Raw genomic sequence first — 15,540 nt, 5'->3', positions numbered from 1 at the left:
CTCTGGATATGCTTGCCATCTGAAGGCTTAGCACAATTGTCTATTTTATGCTCAGACATCTGGATGTCCAAAAATAAGTCAAAAAACGTACAGTTATAAATCGATTTTTGCGCTTATTTTGCTTTATGCGGATTAAACATAAGTAATTCATATATATATGTTTAGAAAACCCGCATTGCCGGGTTGCAAACAGCGAAATTTGAAATGGTTCACAAAGTTCCCTCAAATACACAAAGTGTTACACATATTTTCTTTTTGAAACTCAATGTGCGCATTTGTAGCACTTTCAGGCTAGCGAAACGGTTTCATGGATGGAAAGATGCCAGACAGATACAGAAAGACACCAAACTATCATCAATAGTTCCGTAAAGAATTATTGACGGCAGTGGCAGGTGTCCATAAAAACCACAATGAGGGTAATAAATAATGATGAAGCGCAATATTCTGGCAGTGGTAATCCCTGCTCTGCTGGTAGCCGGTGCAGCTAACGCTGCAGAAATCTACAACAAAAACGGCAACAAACTGGACTTTTACGGTAAAGCTGTAGGCCGTACTTCCTGGACAACTTCAGGTAATGGCGATAACAGCAGCAAAGACGCATCTTATGGCCAGATTGGCTTCAAAGGTGAAACTCAGATCAATAGCGATCTGACCGGTTATGGCCAGTGGGAATATCGCGTTGCCGCTAACAAAGCAGAAGGCGAGCAGAGCGCAGGCAACACTCGTGTTGCATTTGCAGGCCTGAAAGTCACTGACGTTGGTTCTCTGGACTACGGCCGTAACTACGGTGTGGTATACGATGTGGAATCCTATACCGATATGGCACCGTACTTCTCAGGTGAAACCTGGGGTGGCGCATACACCGATAACTACATGACCAGCCGTGCGGGTGGCCTGCTGACTTACCGTAACACCAATTTCTTTGGCCTGGTTGATGGCCTGGCTTTTGCTGTTCAGTACCAGGGTAAAAACCAGGATAACCATAGCGTCAACGCGCAGAACGGTGATGGCGTAGCTTACTCAACGTCCTATGACTTCGCTGGCGGCTTCGGCGTGTCTGCTGCCTACAGCAACTCTGACCGTACTAATGCTCAAGAGAACCGTGACGGTAACGGCAAGCATGCTGAATCCTGGGCTATCGGTGCCAAATATGATGCGAACAACATCTACCTGGCAACTGTTTATGCTGAAACGCGTAACATGACCATCGTTGACAGTGCAACCACCGGCACTGAAATGGCGAACAAAACTCAGAACTTTGAAGCCGTTGCACAGTACCAATTCGACTTCGGTCTGCGTCCAGCACTCTCTTACGTACAAAGCAAAGGTAAGAGCCTGAATGGTGCACAAAGTTCAGCAGATCTGGCTAAATACATTCAGTTGGGCGCAACCTACTACTTCAACAAAAACATGAACGTGTATGTTGATTACCGCTTCAACCTGCTGGATGAAAACGACTACAGCGCGAAAACCTACGGTATCGGTACTGACGACCAGGCAGCTGTTGGTCTGGCCTACCAGTTCTAATTTCAGCAACTTGTTTGTCTGAAACGTTTAAAAACAGGGCTTCGGCCCTGTTTTTTTATGGCAAAAAAGTAGAATAAACCCGATGTTAGCGTTAAGCGTTTCTTTTTGTCGCAAACGGTTGGCAATTCGTAAAACAGCAGTTAACCTGAAAGCGATTTCCCCCGATATCACTAATGGAACCCGTCATGTTTGAGAACATTACCGCCGCCCCTGCCGATCCTATTCTTGGTCTGGCCGACCTGTTTCGCGCCGACGACCGTCCAACTAAAATCAACCTCGGCATCGGGGTATATAAGGACGAGACCGGCAAAACGCCGGTGCTGACAAGCGTGAAAAAAGCAGAGCTGTATCTGCTGGAAAACGAGACCACCAAAAACTATCTGGGTATTGATGGCATTCCCGAATTTGGCACTTGCACTCAGGCGCTGCTGTTCGGGAAAGGCAATGCGCTGAGCGCTGAGAAACGCGCCCGTACTGCGCAAACCCCTGGCGGTACCGGTGCGCTGCGCGTAGCGGCCGACTTCCTGGCTAAAAACACCTCCGCCAAACGCGTGTGGGTAAGCAACCCAAGCTGGCCAAACCATAAGAGCGTGTTTAACTCAGCCGGTCTGGAAGTGAAAGAGTACGCGTACTATGACGCGGAAAACCACAGCCTGGACTTTGACGGCCTGGTTGCCAGCCTGCAGGCGGCTGAAGCCGGTGACGTAGTGCTTTTCCACGGCTGCTGCCATAACCCAACCGGTATCGACCCGACCTTCGAGCAGTGGAAAACGCTGGCCGAAATGTCGCTGGCTAAAGGCTGGTTGCCGCTGTTTGACTTCGCCTACCAGGGCTTTGCCCGCGGTCTGGAAGAAGACGCCGAAGGCCTGCGTATTTTTGCCGCCAGCCACAAAGAACTGCTGGTTGCCAGCTCCTACTCTAAGAACTTCGGCCTGTACAACGAGCGCGTTGGTGCCTTCACTCTGGTAGCCGCAGAGGCAGACGCAGCGGATCGTGCGTTCAGCCAGGTTAAATCCGTGATCCGCGCCAACTACTCTAACCCGCCGGCACACGGCGCATCCGTGGTAGCTACTATTCTGAGCAACGACGCGCTGCGTACCATGTGGGAGCAAGAGCTGACCGATATGCGCCAGCGTATCCACCGCATGCGCCAGCTGTTTGTGAATACCCTGCAGGAGAAAGGCGCTAACCGCGACTTCAGCTTTATCATCAACCAGAACGGGATGTTCTCGTTCAGCGGCCTGACCAAAGAGCAGGTGCTGCGCCTGCGCGAAGAGTTTGGCGTTTACGCCGTCGCTTCCGGCCGCGTTAACGTTGCCGGTATGACGCCGGACAACATGGCGCCGCTGTGTGAAGCCATCGTTGCCGTGCTGTAAGAGCAGCAGATAGCAAAAGAGCCGCAATCGCGGCTCTTTTTGTTTTGCAGAGAAACGAATTACCAGACCGGCATTTCGTCCTGTAAGAACGGGTTATTCAGACGCTCGTAGCCCAGAGTAGACATTGGGCCATGGCCGGGGATAAAGGTCACATCATCACCCAGCGGCAGCAGTTTGCGCTTGATTGAGTCAATCAGCGCCGCATGGTCGCCACGCGGGAAGTCGCTGCGCCCTACTCCGCCTTTAAAAATGACATCGCCGGAAACCAGCAGGCGGGAAGCCTCATCGAAGAATACGATATGGCCTGGCGTATGCCCCGGGCAATGCAGCACCTGCAAGGTGACATTCCCCACGGACACGCTCTCACCTTCGCTTAGCCAACGGTCAGGCGTCAGAGGCTGACACTCGTCGAGGCCAAACATCCGGCTTTGCTGCGGCAGTCCCTGCAGCCAGAACTCATCTTCTTTTTCCGGGCCAATAACCGGCACGCCGTAGTCCGCAGCCAGCTCTGCCGCCGCGCCTACGTGGTCAAGGTGGCCGTGGGTCAGTAATATCTGGCTGACCTTTACGCCTTTTTGCGCCACTTCCTGCTTGATGCGTGCCGCATCGCCACCCGGGTCCACCAGCGCGGCCTGCTGCGTTTCCTCGCACCAAATTAAAGAACAGTTCTGGGCAAAAGCCGTAACCGGAATAATGTGATAGTTCATGCTGCTCCATTACCGGCAACAAAAGCCGGATTCCGTTGTTTTACCAGTGCCTTACCGGCCCGGTATCAATATGCACAAAGTCGCTGCTGGGGTAGTATCCTACACCACCTGCGCGCATAGATAATGCTGCTTTGCGAATATTACTTAACGAAACCCCTTCAATATGGAAGTCCATCGCCTGGCCTTTAGTGTGGTAGCTTTTCTTCGCCACACCGCGGCTGTGGGCGCGCAGTTCATTATTGGTATCAACAGAGCGGTAGCCGGAAATCAGCTGCACCGGCTTGTTGGTGCCCAGCAGCCCCTGCAGGCGGTAAAGCTGGTCAAACAGCGAGGGATCGATGGATTTTATCTTGTTCGCCCGGTAATCCCGGAAGAAATGGTTAAGTCTTGCTAATTCATCCTGAATATAGCCTCTGCCGTCAAAAAACTCGGCTTTCAGTGACTCTCCGGTATGCAGATTATTGAGAGTCAAAATACGCGGGCGTGGCGTCGAGAGGGTGGCAAACGACGGCAAAGGCATGAGAGCGGCACCGAAAGCCACGCCTCCCAAAGCCAGTAGCTTGCGGCGATTAGCGTCAAATTTGTCCATGATATCCAGGTCTACAAGTAATAAATTGATGGTTTAATATGCACTTTTTGCGCACTGCCACGCACCATAACTGCCCGCATCCGGTGAGTCAAGGCGCGATAAAACCCAGCAATAGCGGGCTCTGTAGCGAGCCCGGCTGGGTTTTACACTTTATACGACCACTAATTCATTGGAAATGTTGCGCTTAGCGGATTAATAAACCGGCTTTTGCGAGGTTTTGTGCGCCAGATCGCGCGGTGAGATCATAATTGTAAATATCTGTACGAAACTCGGTGCGGCCATCTTTTCCGACAAACGCCGTCAGGTAATAAAGGTTAACCGGGATGTTATGGCGGATGTTCACGTATTTGGTGTTGCCTTCCTGAAGCGTGCTTGAAATGCGCGAGTCATTCCAGCCTGCATCCTGCAGCAGCATATTAGCCAGTTCAGACGCTTTATTCACCCGCACACAGCCGGAGCTTAGCGCCCTGGCCTCTTTCTGGAACAGGTTATGGTTTGGCGTGTCGTGCAGGTAGATGGCATCCGAGCTTGGCATGTTGAACTTATAGCGGCCAAGCGAGTTTTGCGTCCCCGGCTTTTGCTGGAAACGGAACGGCAGATTACTTTCGGTAATCGTCGCCCAGTCCACGCGCCACGGGTCGATTGTTTCGGCATTATTGCTCCAGCCGCGAATCACGCTATAGCCATGTCGCTCCAGATAAGCCGGGTCCTGCCGCACCTTCGGCAGGAGATCTTTGCGCGCCAGAGTCGGCGGCACGTTCCACGGCGGGTTGACCACTACGTTATTCAGCGCGCTGCTCATCATCGGGGTTTTGCGATCCGGACGGCCAACAATAACCCGTGAAGCCAGGGCTTCATTGCCGTTCAGATAGTAAACCAGCGAATAGTTGGGGATGTTCACCATAATGCCGGTATCAAGCTTATCCGGCAGCAGGCGCAAGCGTTGAATGTTCAGCGCCACCAGCGAGGCACGCTGCTGTGGCGTCACGTTCAGCCAGTCGCGGGTGAGCTGCCCAATGGCCCCGTCAGATCCGAGCCCCTGCCACTGCTGGAAGCGTTTAACCCCTTCCACAAGGCTACGATCGTAAACACCGCGGGCGGCCTGCGGTTTTTTCTTACCGGCCGCTGCGGCTGGCTCATCCACATTTATCGCAGAGGGGCTTACCGTCACTTCGGCCAGCGTGCCCACGTTCCCCGAAGACTGAGCCTGCAGCATGCCGGTGCGGGCCAGAATCTCCCTCAGCGCGCCAACATCATTACTCCACTGCCCCGGCCTCAGGGTCTCTTTGCCGGTCATTTGCGGCCACGGACGGGTATCGGCCAGCAGGTGGATTAAAGACTGATGCAGCTGCGCATATTGAGGGTGTTGAGGTGCAAGAGTACCGATAAAGTTGACCAGCGAGCCCTGGTCGATAGCGACCTGCCACTGATTAATCACCGACAGCGGAGGCGTTTTTAATTTGTACGGCGTGGTGCTGTAAAGCCAGCGATTGCCGTCAACCGGGATCCCGGAGACGAATTGCAGGTAGCCCATCATGGCGTCGGAAAGCACCACGTCGCGTGCCATGCCGCTAACGGCAGGATCGGTCAGCAACTCTACCCACTGGTTAAACTGCGGCTGGATACCCGCGATTGCCACTTCCGCCAGTTGCTGCTGGAAGGCTTTAACCGCATCGCGATTTTCCCACATGGGTTTCATGTCCCGGGCGGCATAAAAAGCCGAGAGCGCGTTGAGGTAAACCGGCGTGTAGCCCGCAGGCAGCCCGGCGCTAAGCTGCGAACGGCTTTGCGCGGCAGACATGCCAGGAGTATTAGTTGGCAGCGTGCCGGCCATTGTCGCCGTTGCCGTAGACTGCGCTAAAGGCTGATTCAGCTCCGTTGGCCGGTCGGTTTGAAAAGCCGAGCTATCGGACGGAACCACGGCAGGCTCGTCGGCCTGCGCCGTAAACAGCGGAGCGAAACTGAGTGCCAGGCAGTAAGCCACCGCCGACAATCGAAAACGTTTTACTTTTTCCAGCAACATCCCTTGCCCCCTGTTTATCACTGTGCTCACCGTCAAAGGCGGGAAGTATTTACCACTAGTATATAAACAGTAAAAACCATTTGCCTGACAAAATGTAAAGAATATTAAAGATTAAGACTCTTCGGCCCAATAAAAAAGCGGGCCTTAGCCCGCTTCGTTTTTATGATGCATCCGCCGTTCCGGACTCAGACTCCGGCACCGGTTCAGGCAGGACCGGCGCCGCGAAACCGCGCAGGCCCACAACGTGAACATGCTCGCTGTTCTGGAACACCTTACGCACCAGCTTGTAGGTCGTCCCTTTTTCAGGGCTGATGTTCTCCGGTGCGGCAATGATTAATTGCATTTCCAGACGCTCGCACAGCTCGAACAGCGTGGCGATGGACTTGGCATCCAGACGCGCAGCTTCGTCGAGGAACAGCAGGCGGCAAGGCGAAATATCTTTCCCGCGCAGGCGGTGAGATTCGTCTTCCCAGCTTTGCACAACCATCACCAGGATGGACATCCCGGTGCCGATAGCTTCCCCGGTAGAAAGCGCCCCGCTCTCCGCACGCAGCCAGCCGTCGGAGCCGCGGTTAACCTCAACTTCCATTTCCAGATAGTTGCGGTAGTCCAGCAGCTCTTCGCCGATGGTTTGCGGCGTGCGCTGCCCCATATCAATTTGCGGGTTCAGGCGCTGGTACAGCTTCGCCAGCGCTTCGGAGAAGGTCAGGCGATTGCTGTTAAACAAGTCCTGATGCTGCTCATGCTGTTCGGAAAGTACGTTCAGCAGCGTAGCGTGAGCCTCACGCACGTTGACGTTAAGACGAACGCTTTTAACCTGGCCGAAGGAAACGCTTTGCAGGCCCTGGTTGAGCATGCGAATACGGTTCTGCTCGCGCTGAATGGTTTTACGAATGATGTTCGCCACGCTTCGGGAGCTGATAGCCAGCTTCTGCTCACGCGAGGTCAGCTCTTCCGTCAGGCGGCTCAGCTCGATTTCCATCTGCTCGATGGCTTCAACCGGGTCGTCCGTGCGGATGATATCCTGGCGGATACGCTCGCGCAGGTGCTGGTAGACGGCGACAAAGAACTGGATCTTACGTTCAGGTCGCTTCGGATCTTCCGACATACGCAGCACGTCGCGCAGGTGTTCGTTATCCGCAACCGCGAGGCGCAGGGCGCCCAGTGCCTTATCCGACATGGAACGCAGTTCGTCGCCGGAAAGATAGGCCAGCTCGCGGCGGTGCAGGCGGCGCTCAACGCCGTTATCTTTCACCATACGCATCACCGCGCACCATCCGGCTTTCGCCGTCACAACCTGCTCGCGCATTTCAAAGTAATTGCGCTCAAGCTGCTTCAGTTTGCGGGTCAGGTTGTTCATTTCCGCTTCGCAGTAGGTCAGCTGTTTCTCAAGCTGGTTGCGGCGTGAACGGTTGGTGCTCAGAGCGGTATGCAGCTCATCGCGGCGCGCACGCGCCCTTTCCTCTGCTCCGGCATCTGCGCGAACGCCGATATCCTGTAGCTCTTTATGCAGGTCGGTAAGCAGCTCTTTTTTAGTATCAAACGAGCTTTTTAACGACGCCATCAGTTGGCTGTACTGGCCCAGCTGTTGAGCATGCTGACGCAGGGCTTCGCGTGAACGGGTACGCTCCGCTTCAGCCTGTTCCAGGCGCTGGCGCAGCTTCTCGTTAAGATCGCTGTTGCCGTCCAGCATGGCGGCAGAGTCGCTGTAGCTGAAGTGGGCGCGGCGCTGCACCACTTCGGTAAGGGCGAAGGCACGCTGGCGGGCATCACGCTGCATCTGCTGGGCGTGGGCATAATCATCTTTCAGCTGATCGAACTGTTCAGGGTCGCTCTGCAATACGCTGGCGATAGCCTCCAGCTTGATAAGCTGGTTGCCGTGCTGCTGGATAAAGCGGGCAGATTCTTCGGCTTCGTCCAGATGTTCGCGGATCTCGTCGCAGCGGTCGGCCAGCGTTTCGTCATTCAGCAGGCTAATGCGCGGCAGCAGGCGGTTAAGCTGGGCCACGCCCTCTTTCGCCAGATCGAACTGCTGGCGCTGCTGCTGGTTGTCGTTCTCATGGTTGCTGATAGCACGCTCAATTTCGCCGCGGCGGCTGTTGAGCTGGCGAATTTCAGCTTCCGGGTCAGCTTCAAACGCTACGCCAAGATGCTGGCCGATAAAGCGGCTGAATGACTGATGCAGACGCTGGTTTTTCTGCACGTCGAAGGAGAGCGTAGCAAAGCGTTCGGAAAGTGATTCACGCTCGCTGTGCAGCGATTCCAGGCGGTTTTCACGCGCGGCGCGGCCAAACAGCGGCAGCTCCGGCAGGCGAGAATAACGCCACTGGCGTTCGGCGGTTTTCACCAGAACGGCCGCGCCCATATCTTCCACGGTAAACACGCTGTCATCGAACGAAGACGGGTCACCTTCAATCAGGTAAAGGTCTTCCGGGCAATCTTCAAGATTTTCCAGCTGTTCGCGCACCAGCGACAGGTCAGGCACCACGATAGCGTGACGCGACGGACCATAAAGCGCCGAGAAGTACGGCGCATCTTCGAGGCCGATATCATCATAAATTTCGGACAGCAGTACGCCGCCGAAACGTTCTGCCAGAGCATTCAGGCGCGGGTCTTCTGCCCCGCCCGGCTGGCTCAGGCGCTCAATTTCTTCGTCGATGGCTCGTTTACGCGCCCCGACTTCGTCACGCTCAACGGTAGACTCGCGTTCGCGCTCCAGCAGTTGCTGCATGTATTCAGTAACTTGCTGGCTGGTTTCAAACTGTTCGTTGCTCTGCTCGCACAGCTGAGTCAGGCTGGTTTGCGCCGCAATCCATCTTGGGGCGCGCAGGTTCAGCGTTTTAATGCTCGCCTGCAGCTGTTCCAGCTCCTGGCGCAGAGCCATACGCTGTTCGCTGGCATCGGCAACGGTTTGCTGTAGCGCACCGATGCGCTCTTCCAGCTCGTCGTGCAGCGTTTCCAGATCTTCAGGATCAAACTGTTTGCCCTGGCGCTTACAGAAATCAGCCAGCAGGCGTTCAGCTTCCTGCTGTTCGCGCAGGCGCTGCTCAAGCTCGTTCAGACGCATGCGCAGCGGCTGTACCTGCTCGGCGAGATGGCGCTGGTTATTGCTGTCGCGAATCAGCTCGCGGGCGGTTTCCCAGGCTTCGCTGCGGCTAACTTCACCGCCTATGGCCGTAACAAGTTGGTAAGCCTGCTCGAACTGGCTCTGGGCCGCCTGGGCGACGCTCATTTTTTGTTCGAGGGAGAGCAGCTTGTCGGTCGCTTCAATTTCTTTGGCTTTGAAGGTGTCGAGCCACTCGTCCGCGCTGTCGGCGGTTAAGTCCGGCAGATGGCAAATTTCGCGAGCACGTTCAAGCGCTTTTAGCGCCTGCTGGTACTGAATCGCGCGGGTTTGCTGTACGTCCAGCGCCTGCTGGTAATCGGCCAGCTGGCTTTTCAGCTCATCCACTTCCAGCTCGGCGGCTTCGGCGCGGGCTTCGTTCTCTTCCTGCTGTTCGTGGGCCTCGGCAACGATTTCGTTTTGCTCTTCAAGGCGAATTTGCAGCTCGTCGAGGTCCGCTTCGTAGCGCTCGATTTTCTCCTGCTGGCGGATAGCGGTTTGCACCAGATTCAGGTGGTCACTCGCCGCCTGGTAATCGGTTTCCAGGTCGCCTTCAGCACCGCTGTGCTCGCCAAGCTCGCGCGCCATATCGACGTGCTTGTACTGCTCGGCGGCCAGCTGTTGACGGCTGGTCAGCAGCTCACGGCGGAATTCCAGCGCTTTATCGAGGTGGATGCGTCGCTCGTTGGCATGGCGCATATAGTCCGCCGCCACATAGTTTGTGGCCTCGGAAATCAAATGCTTAAACAGATCGCGGTCGGACTGGGTAACGCGAATCGCTTCCAGCGTCATGCGGTTTTCACGCAGCGCCGCTTCCATATCCTGGAAGGCCTTACGCACGCCGCCGTTTTCCGGCAGCAGGTAGTCGCGCAGGGAGCGGGTAATGGCGCTGGAAATACCGCCGTACAGCGAAGCCTCAATCAGGCGGTAATACTTGCTGCGGTCCGCAGCGCTGCGCAGACGACGGGCAACGATACCCAGGTCAAACATCAGCGAGTGGTAGTCGGTGATAGAGTTAAACTGCTTGAACTGCACCCCTTCGATAGCTTCAACTTTATCTTTCAGCTCTTGCAGGCTGAGCACGCGCGCCTGGCGCTCGTTGAGGGTTTCGGTCAGCAACTGGGTCGGCTGAATAGAAGAAGGCAAACCCTGAATAGCGAACGGTTTGATATCAACTTTACGGTCACGACCTGCGACCTGTTGCAGGCGCACGCCCACGACGACTCGCTGATGGCGAGAGTTGATAACATCCAGCGTTGAGTAACACACCCCGGCCTTCAGCTTACCGTGCAGGCCTTTGTCGCGAGAGCCGGAAGTGGCCCCTGCTTCGGTGGTGTTACGGAAGTGCAGCAGGGTTAAATCCGGGATCAGCGCCGTGACGAACGCCGCCATGGTGGTTGATTTACCCGCGCCGTTACCGCCGGAAAGCGTGGTGACCAGCTCATCAAGGTCAAAAGTACGGGCGAAGAAGCCGTTCCAGTTAACCAGCGTCAGCGAGCGAAATTTTCCGCGCTCAATCATTCCTGTTCATCCTCCGCGTTATCCAGGCCGGGCTGCGGCTCATCGCTCTCATCATTGAGCTGCAGACGAGCTTCCAGCGCCATCGCTTCGCCGTCGCGAATCATTCGTAGCTGAGCTTCACGCGGATCGTCACCGCTGCGCACATCGGCACCGAAGCGGAACACCGACTCGGTAATGCGGAATTTGCTGCTGTCGTGGCCCATAAACCAGATCATGCCGAGGCGGCGCAGGCGGGTTAATGACGCGCGCACCTTCTCCTGAAGCTTCTGGCGGTCGAGGTCAGAGCCGGTGGAGCGGTTGTTGACCAGCTTCAGCAGTTTGCTCTCGTCCGCCAGCGTCAGCAGCTCATCGTAAAGCTCCTGCTGGGTAAAGATCCCCTCATTGGCAAGACGTTCCGGGCTGAGATAGAGGTAGCAGAGAATTTTGCCAACCATCATATCCAGCTCGGAGAGAACCGAGCGAGGAATAAGCGTGGTAGACCGCGGACGAAGGTAGAAAAAGCCTTCCGGGGCGCGAATCAACTCAACGTTATAGCGAGCGTAGAACTCTTCCAGATACTCCTGGAAGTCCATCAAAAAGGCATGATTATCCAGCTCTTCGAGGCCAATATGACGCCCGGCGCGCAGCTGGCTGTCAAGCGCCGGAAAGAGTGGGTTGGCCAGCGCCTGTGCCAGCTTAACCGGCATCACTTGTTCAATATTTGTTGATGACATGCGCCTGTACCTTGGCTCCGTAATCGTTAATTGTTTGCCACTTCGCAGGCAATCCTGTGAAATCCGCTTCCGCTACGCCCAGGCGCACCGCCTGGTCCACGACAATACGCGCCACGTCGAAATGCCGCGCGCGCGGGTACTGCGCAAGATAATCACGCACCACAATGCCCAAATCGAGGGGAACCTGTTTGGTTCTGTAAACCTGCAGCGCCGCTTCAATCAGCGCCGCCAGCTGTTCGCGGATTTCGTTAAATTCTTCGAACTCAAGTTCGTTCGGGAGTTCACCGGTGACCTCTTCGTCACGCAGGGCCATCTCTTCGTCACGCATGTCCAGCAGGCGATCGGCGCTGGAATGGGTTAGCGCCCACGGCGCATCGAAATAGCTCTGCACCGACTGGCGCAGGCGTTGCGCAAAGACGCGGTTTTTATCCATGTCGATAGCGGTACGGATAAACTTGTGAACGTGGCGGTCATAGCCAATCCACAGGTCGATGGCCTGCTGGCCCCAGCTGATAATGCGGTCGAGCTTGCTTTGCAGGTCGAACACCAGGCGGTCGACAAAATGGAGATCGTTGCGCCCCATCGTTGAGTCCTGCACCCGCAGCAGGTTGGCCTGCAGTTTGTCGCCAGCCGCCTCAAGCGTATCCTGAAGTTCGCGCAGCGTACCGGAAGTTTCCGAGAGCAGCAGTTCACAGCTGGAGATGGCGGCCCGCCAGTCTTTATTCAGCAACTGGGCAATATCGTCCTTCACCTGCTGCTGCTGCTCGTCCATGATGCGCTGCGTAAGGTCGATGCTGTCGAAAATCTCCGCCACCGAATATTTCAGCGGCGCATAGACGTTACGGTGCCAGTGGAACTCATCGCCGTCCTCATCCGCCGCATCGGCGGCGCGCTTAAGCTCGCCGGCTACGATAGAGAGCTGCATAGAGAGGCGCAGCGTTGAAAACTCGCGCTGGCGAATGTAGTAGTCGGTAATCCCGATGCCCAGCGGCGTCAGGCGGTAAATGGCATTCCCTTCGGAAACCTCGCTGACAAAGCGGTTAAGCAAGCGCTGGCGCACCATATCGTTGATGGCGTTGTTGGCGCGCACGTTGATGGTTTCGCTGGTTTGCTCGAAACCGTCGCTGACGTGGCGAAACGCATCAATAAGTTCACCCTCGCTAAGCTCACCGTCGAGGCGTTCGCCGTTTAAGGTGGCAACCGCCAGCAAAAACGTCAGGCGCTCGGTAGGCAGCGAGATTGAAAAATCATTTTTCCTGGCCCAGGCAACCAGTTCAGGCACTGTCTGGGAAAAATCACTCATAATTTATCCTTGGCTCTGCGGCTTAAACGCGGTTACGTGAATATAGCGGCCGAGACTGATAAACGGCTCCTGCCGGCAATAACGCGTCTCCAGCGTCAGCAAATCGTCAAAACCATCTCGTTGTTTGTTTTTGTCTCGCAGGTAATCATGGAACACCCGCACGCCGGTTTTACCGGTAATTTGCCAGCCAATTTGCTCCAGCCAGTGGTAAACCTGTTCTGGCTGCAGCGGATTGTCGGGCGAAAGGGTTTTACGCTTATTTTTCTTCATGCCCTGCAGCACATATTCAAAGTTACCCACGAACATGTTTCGCATCAGCAGGCCGTTTGCATTGTAGAACATTAGCGACAAAGTGCCGCCCGGGCGCAAACAGTCCCAAAGCGCTTTTAACGCGGCCTGGGGATCGGTTACCCATTCCAGCACCGCATGAAACAATATCAGATCAACCGGGCTTTCCAAATGTTGGGCGATGTCCTGAGCGGAGGATTGTACAAAATGCATGTTGTCGCTCACACCTTTCTCCTGAGCGAGCATTTTTGCACGTTCAATCATTCCGGCGGAGACATCGCAAAGCAGCACCTGGTGGCCTAATTCAGCAAACCGGGTTGCCGTCTGGCCTTCCCCACCGCCCGCGTCGAGCACCCGCAGTTTTTCAGGCTGGGTTGCCAGAAAAGCCTCTAAGTCCTGCCACAAAATCTCCTGCCGCAACTGGCCTTTTGTTGTGCCATAGATATTGTGCGAGAACTTCTCGGCAATATCGTCAAAATTGCGGTCACCCATGGGTACAGCTCCGTGGCAAAAGAGGTCGTCTGACAAAACCGCTATTTTGGCACAGCCGGGGCGAGAATGAACCCATCTGGTGTAATATCACAGGCGTTTCGCTGCCGGATGGTTAAAAAGGACCCGAATTTCATGCTTTTTATACTGAAAAAATTCATCGGCGGGCTGCTGTTGCCCCTGCCTTTCCTGCTGCTTGCCATGGGCCTTGCCCTTGTGCTGCTGTGGTTTACCCGCTGGCAGAGAACCGCAAAGGGCTTACTCACGGCGAGCTGGCTGGTTCTGTTCCTGATTAGCCTGCAACCCGTTGCGGACTGGATGCTTAAGCCGCTGGAAGATACCTACTCCACGCGCCAGCAGGGCGATAATGTTAAATACATCGTAGTGCTGGGCGGCGGCTATACGTGGAATCCGCAATGGGCACCCAGCTCCAACCTTATCAACAACAGTTTACCGCGCCTGACGGAAGCGATTCGCCTGAAAAATCTGAATCCCGGGGCAAAGCTTATCTTCACCGGGGCCAGAGCGATGAGCAATAACGTCAGTACGGCGGAAGTTGGGGCACGAGTCGCAGAAAGTCTGGGAATTTCACGAGATGAGATAATCACCCTGGACTCGCCAAAAGATACGGAAGAAGAGGCACAGGCGGTTGCGCAGCTGATTGGCCAGCAGCCGTTTATCCTGGTGACCTCGGCCTCCCACCTGCCGCGCGCGATGACCTTCTTTACCCGCGCAGGGCTGCACCCGCTTCCCGCTCCGGCTAACCAGCTGGCGATAACCTCCCCGCTTAATCCGTGGGAGAGAATTATCCCGTCCCCGGTCTGGCTGTTGCACAGTGACCGGGTGGGTTATGAAACGTTGGGGCGCGCCTGGCAGTGGCTGAAAGGCTCCTCAGGAGAGCCAGGGGAGTAGTTCCTTCGAGGCTTTATCAAACGCAGGCCGGTTAAGACGGCCGGTCTGCAACAGTTGAGCAATTTCATCCCACAGCACGTACAGCCAGCGCCGCCAGAGGAAAGACTCCGCCACCGGGGCACGCTGTAAATAGCGCCACAGCAGGCTCTCCGACTGGCCCGGTTCTGAAAGCCGGAACAGCTCGTATTCCCGGGGCGCCCACAGCATCATGCCGGGGTTAACCATCGCCAGCAGCTGGTCGCTGCGTGAGTCCTTGAGCATGCTTCTGAGGGAAAAATTGCCGTGGATGAGCACGCAGTTATCGTTAAAGTTTTCAAACATGCGCGGCAGGCACTCGCGGGTGCGGAACAAAATGCGCCTGTCCTGCATCGTCAGCCCGGTATTTTGGTATTGATTGAGCGTGCTCCACAGAACCTCAACCCGCTGGCGATACCAGTGCGGCCAGATGTTTTCCTGGGTGCTGTCAACGTTGCCGACGCAGCCTCCGCTGTCTACCCGGTGCCAGGAAAGCAACCCCTCGACTATCTGATCTTTAAGCTGCTCCCAGCGGTTGGGCGTGCGCGTCGGTGCTTCACCTGGCACCCCGCGCAGCCGCTCCATTAGCAGAACATCCGGCCCGGGAATGTCGTCGTGAGTGATAACTCCGTAAACCACCGGCATCCTCACCGTACCCGAGCGCGCGAGCAGCGACATTTTCCACGCCAGCTGGGCGGCCAGCCCGGGCGAGGTAAAGCTTTTTGCCAGCAGCGGCATAGCGTGACCTTCGCTGTCATACAGCGACCACAGCGACGTTTCCGTATGTTCGCTGATGCACTCAATGCGGCTGAGTTTCTCACCCAGCAGGTGACTTAGCTCCTTACGCAGCAATTCCATACCGATTTCCCCTGGTAATACTGTTGATTTAATAATGAGCGCAGCAGGGGAAGTTGTCACCACTTCAGATCAATCTGGATTCAGAAAAAGAAAAACCGGCGCAAAGGGCCGGTTTG

The 15,540-nt window shown here is 55.6% G+C and carries 11 protein-coding genes; 3 read left to right on the top strand and 8 right to left on the bottom strand.

Annotated features, from left to right (window positions below; all coding sequences use genetic code 11):
* Nucleotides 1-426 precede the first annotated feature (426 nt).
* Nucleotides 427-1,527: a porin gene (locus HMPREF0201_RS06140; RefSeq protein ID WP_016535641.1), complete on the top strand. Its 1,101-nt coding sequence runs from the start codon at nt 427-429 to the stop codon at nt 1,525-1,527.
* Nucleotides 1,528-1,712: 185 nt separating this feature from the next.
* Nucleotides 1,713-2,903 (top strand): amino acid aminotransferase, encoded by a 1,191-nt coding sequence (locus HMPREF0201_RS06135; RefSeq protein WP_039898046.1) that lies wholly within the window; start codon nt 1,713-1,715, stop codon nt 2,901-2,903.
* 59 nt (nt 2,904-2,962) lie between these two features.
* Here HMPREF0201_RS06135 and HMPREF0201_RS06130 read toward each other — a convergent pair whose 3' ends face one another.
* The 7 genes from HMPREF0201_RS06130 to cmoM all read right to left on the bottom strand — a co-directional run bounded on the left by HMPREF0201_RS06130 (nt 2,963) and on the right by cmoM (nt 13,642).
* A complete protein-coding gene (locus HMPREF0201_RS06130; protein WP_016535638.1) occupies nt 2,963-3,610 on the bottom strand; it encodes an MBL fold metallo-hydrolase in 648 nt (215 codons plus the stop codon).
* Nucleotides 3,611-3,650: 40 nt separating this feature from the next.
* The gene (gene mepK / locus HMPREF0201_RS06125) at nt 3,651-4,199 is read right to left on the bottom strand and encodes a peptidoglycan L,D-endopeptidase MepK (RefSeq protein ID WP_016535637.1); all 549 of its coding nucleotides are present in this window, start codon (nt 4,197-4,199) and stop codon (nt 3,651-3,653) included.
* A 184-nt stretch (nt 4,200-4,383) separates the two neighbouring features.
* On the bottom strand, nt 4,384-6,222 hold the full coding sequence (gene ldtD, locus HMPREF0201_RS06120) for a L,D-transpeptidase (protein WP_016535636.1): 1,839 nt from the start codon (nt 6,220-6,222) through the stop codon (nt 4,384-4,386).
* 160 nt (nt 6,223-6,382) lie between these two features.
* On the bottom strand, nt 6,383-10,846 hold the full coding sequence (gene mukB, locus HMPREF0201_RS06115) for a chromosome partition protein MukB (protein ID WP_016535635.1): 4,464 nt from the start codon (nt 10,844-10,846) through the stop codon (nt 6,383-6,385).
* The gene (gene mukE / locus HMPREF0201_RS06110; protein ID WP_039898045.1) at nt 10,843-11,559 is read right to left on the bottom strand and encodes a chromosome partition protein MukE; all 717 of its coding nucleotides are present in this window, start codon (nt 11,557-11,559) and stop codon (nt 10,843-10,845) included. Before mukE ends, mukB begins: the two co-directional genes overlap by 4 nt.
* The gene (gene mukF / locus HMPREF0201_RS06105; protein WP_016535633.1) at nt 11,540-12,862 is read right to left on the bottom strand and encodes a chromosome partition protein MukF; all 1,323 of its coding nucleotides are present in this window, start codon (nt 12,860-12,862) and stop codon (nt 11,540-11,542) included. Before mukF ends, mukE begins: the two co-directional genes overlap by 20 nt.
* A 3-nt stretch (nt 12,863-12,865) precedes the next feature.
* Nucleotides 12,866-13,642, bottom strand: coding sequence for a tRNA uridine 5-oxyacetic acid(34) methyltransferase CmoM (cmoM, locus tag HMPREF0201_RS06100; protein WP_016535632.1), 777 nt, complete (start codon nt 13,640-13,642; stop codon nt 12,866-12,868).
* Between the two features lie 132 nt (nt 13,643-13,774).
* Here cmoM and elyC point away from each other — a divergent pair, with 132 nt between their 5' ends.
* Entirely contained in the window at nt 13,775-14,551 is a 777-nt protein-coding gene (gene elyC / locus HMPREF0201_RS06095) for an envelope biogenesis factor ElyC (protein WP_039899167.1), read from the top strand.
* On the opposite strand, the gene HMPREF0201_RS06090 is transcribed toward elyC, so the two are convergent.
* Nucleotides 14,531-15,424: a YcbJ family phosphotransferase gene (locus tag HMPREF0201_RS06090; protein ID WP_016535630.1), complete on the bottom strand. Its 894-nt coding sequence runs from the start codon at nt 15,422-15,424 to the stop codon at nt 14,531-14,533. The two genes, elyC and HMPREF0201_RS06090, sit on opposite strands and share 21 nt — an antisense overlap.
* Nucleotides 15,425-15,540: the final 116 nt, after the last annotated feature.

The organism is Cedecea davisae DSM 4568 (assembly GCF_000412335.2).
Classification (GTDB): domain Bacteria; phylum Pseudomonadota; class Gammaproteobacteria; order Enterobacterales; family Enterobacteriaceae; genus Cedecea; species Cedecea davisae.
The sequence above is the reverse complement of the archived record's forward strand: the minus strand, read 5'-3'. Positions and strand labels throughout refer to the sequence as shown.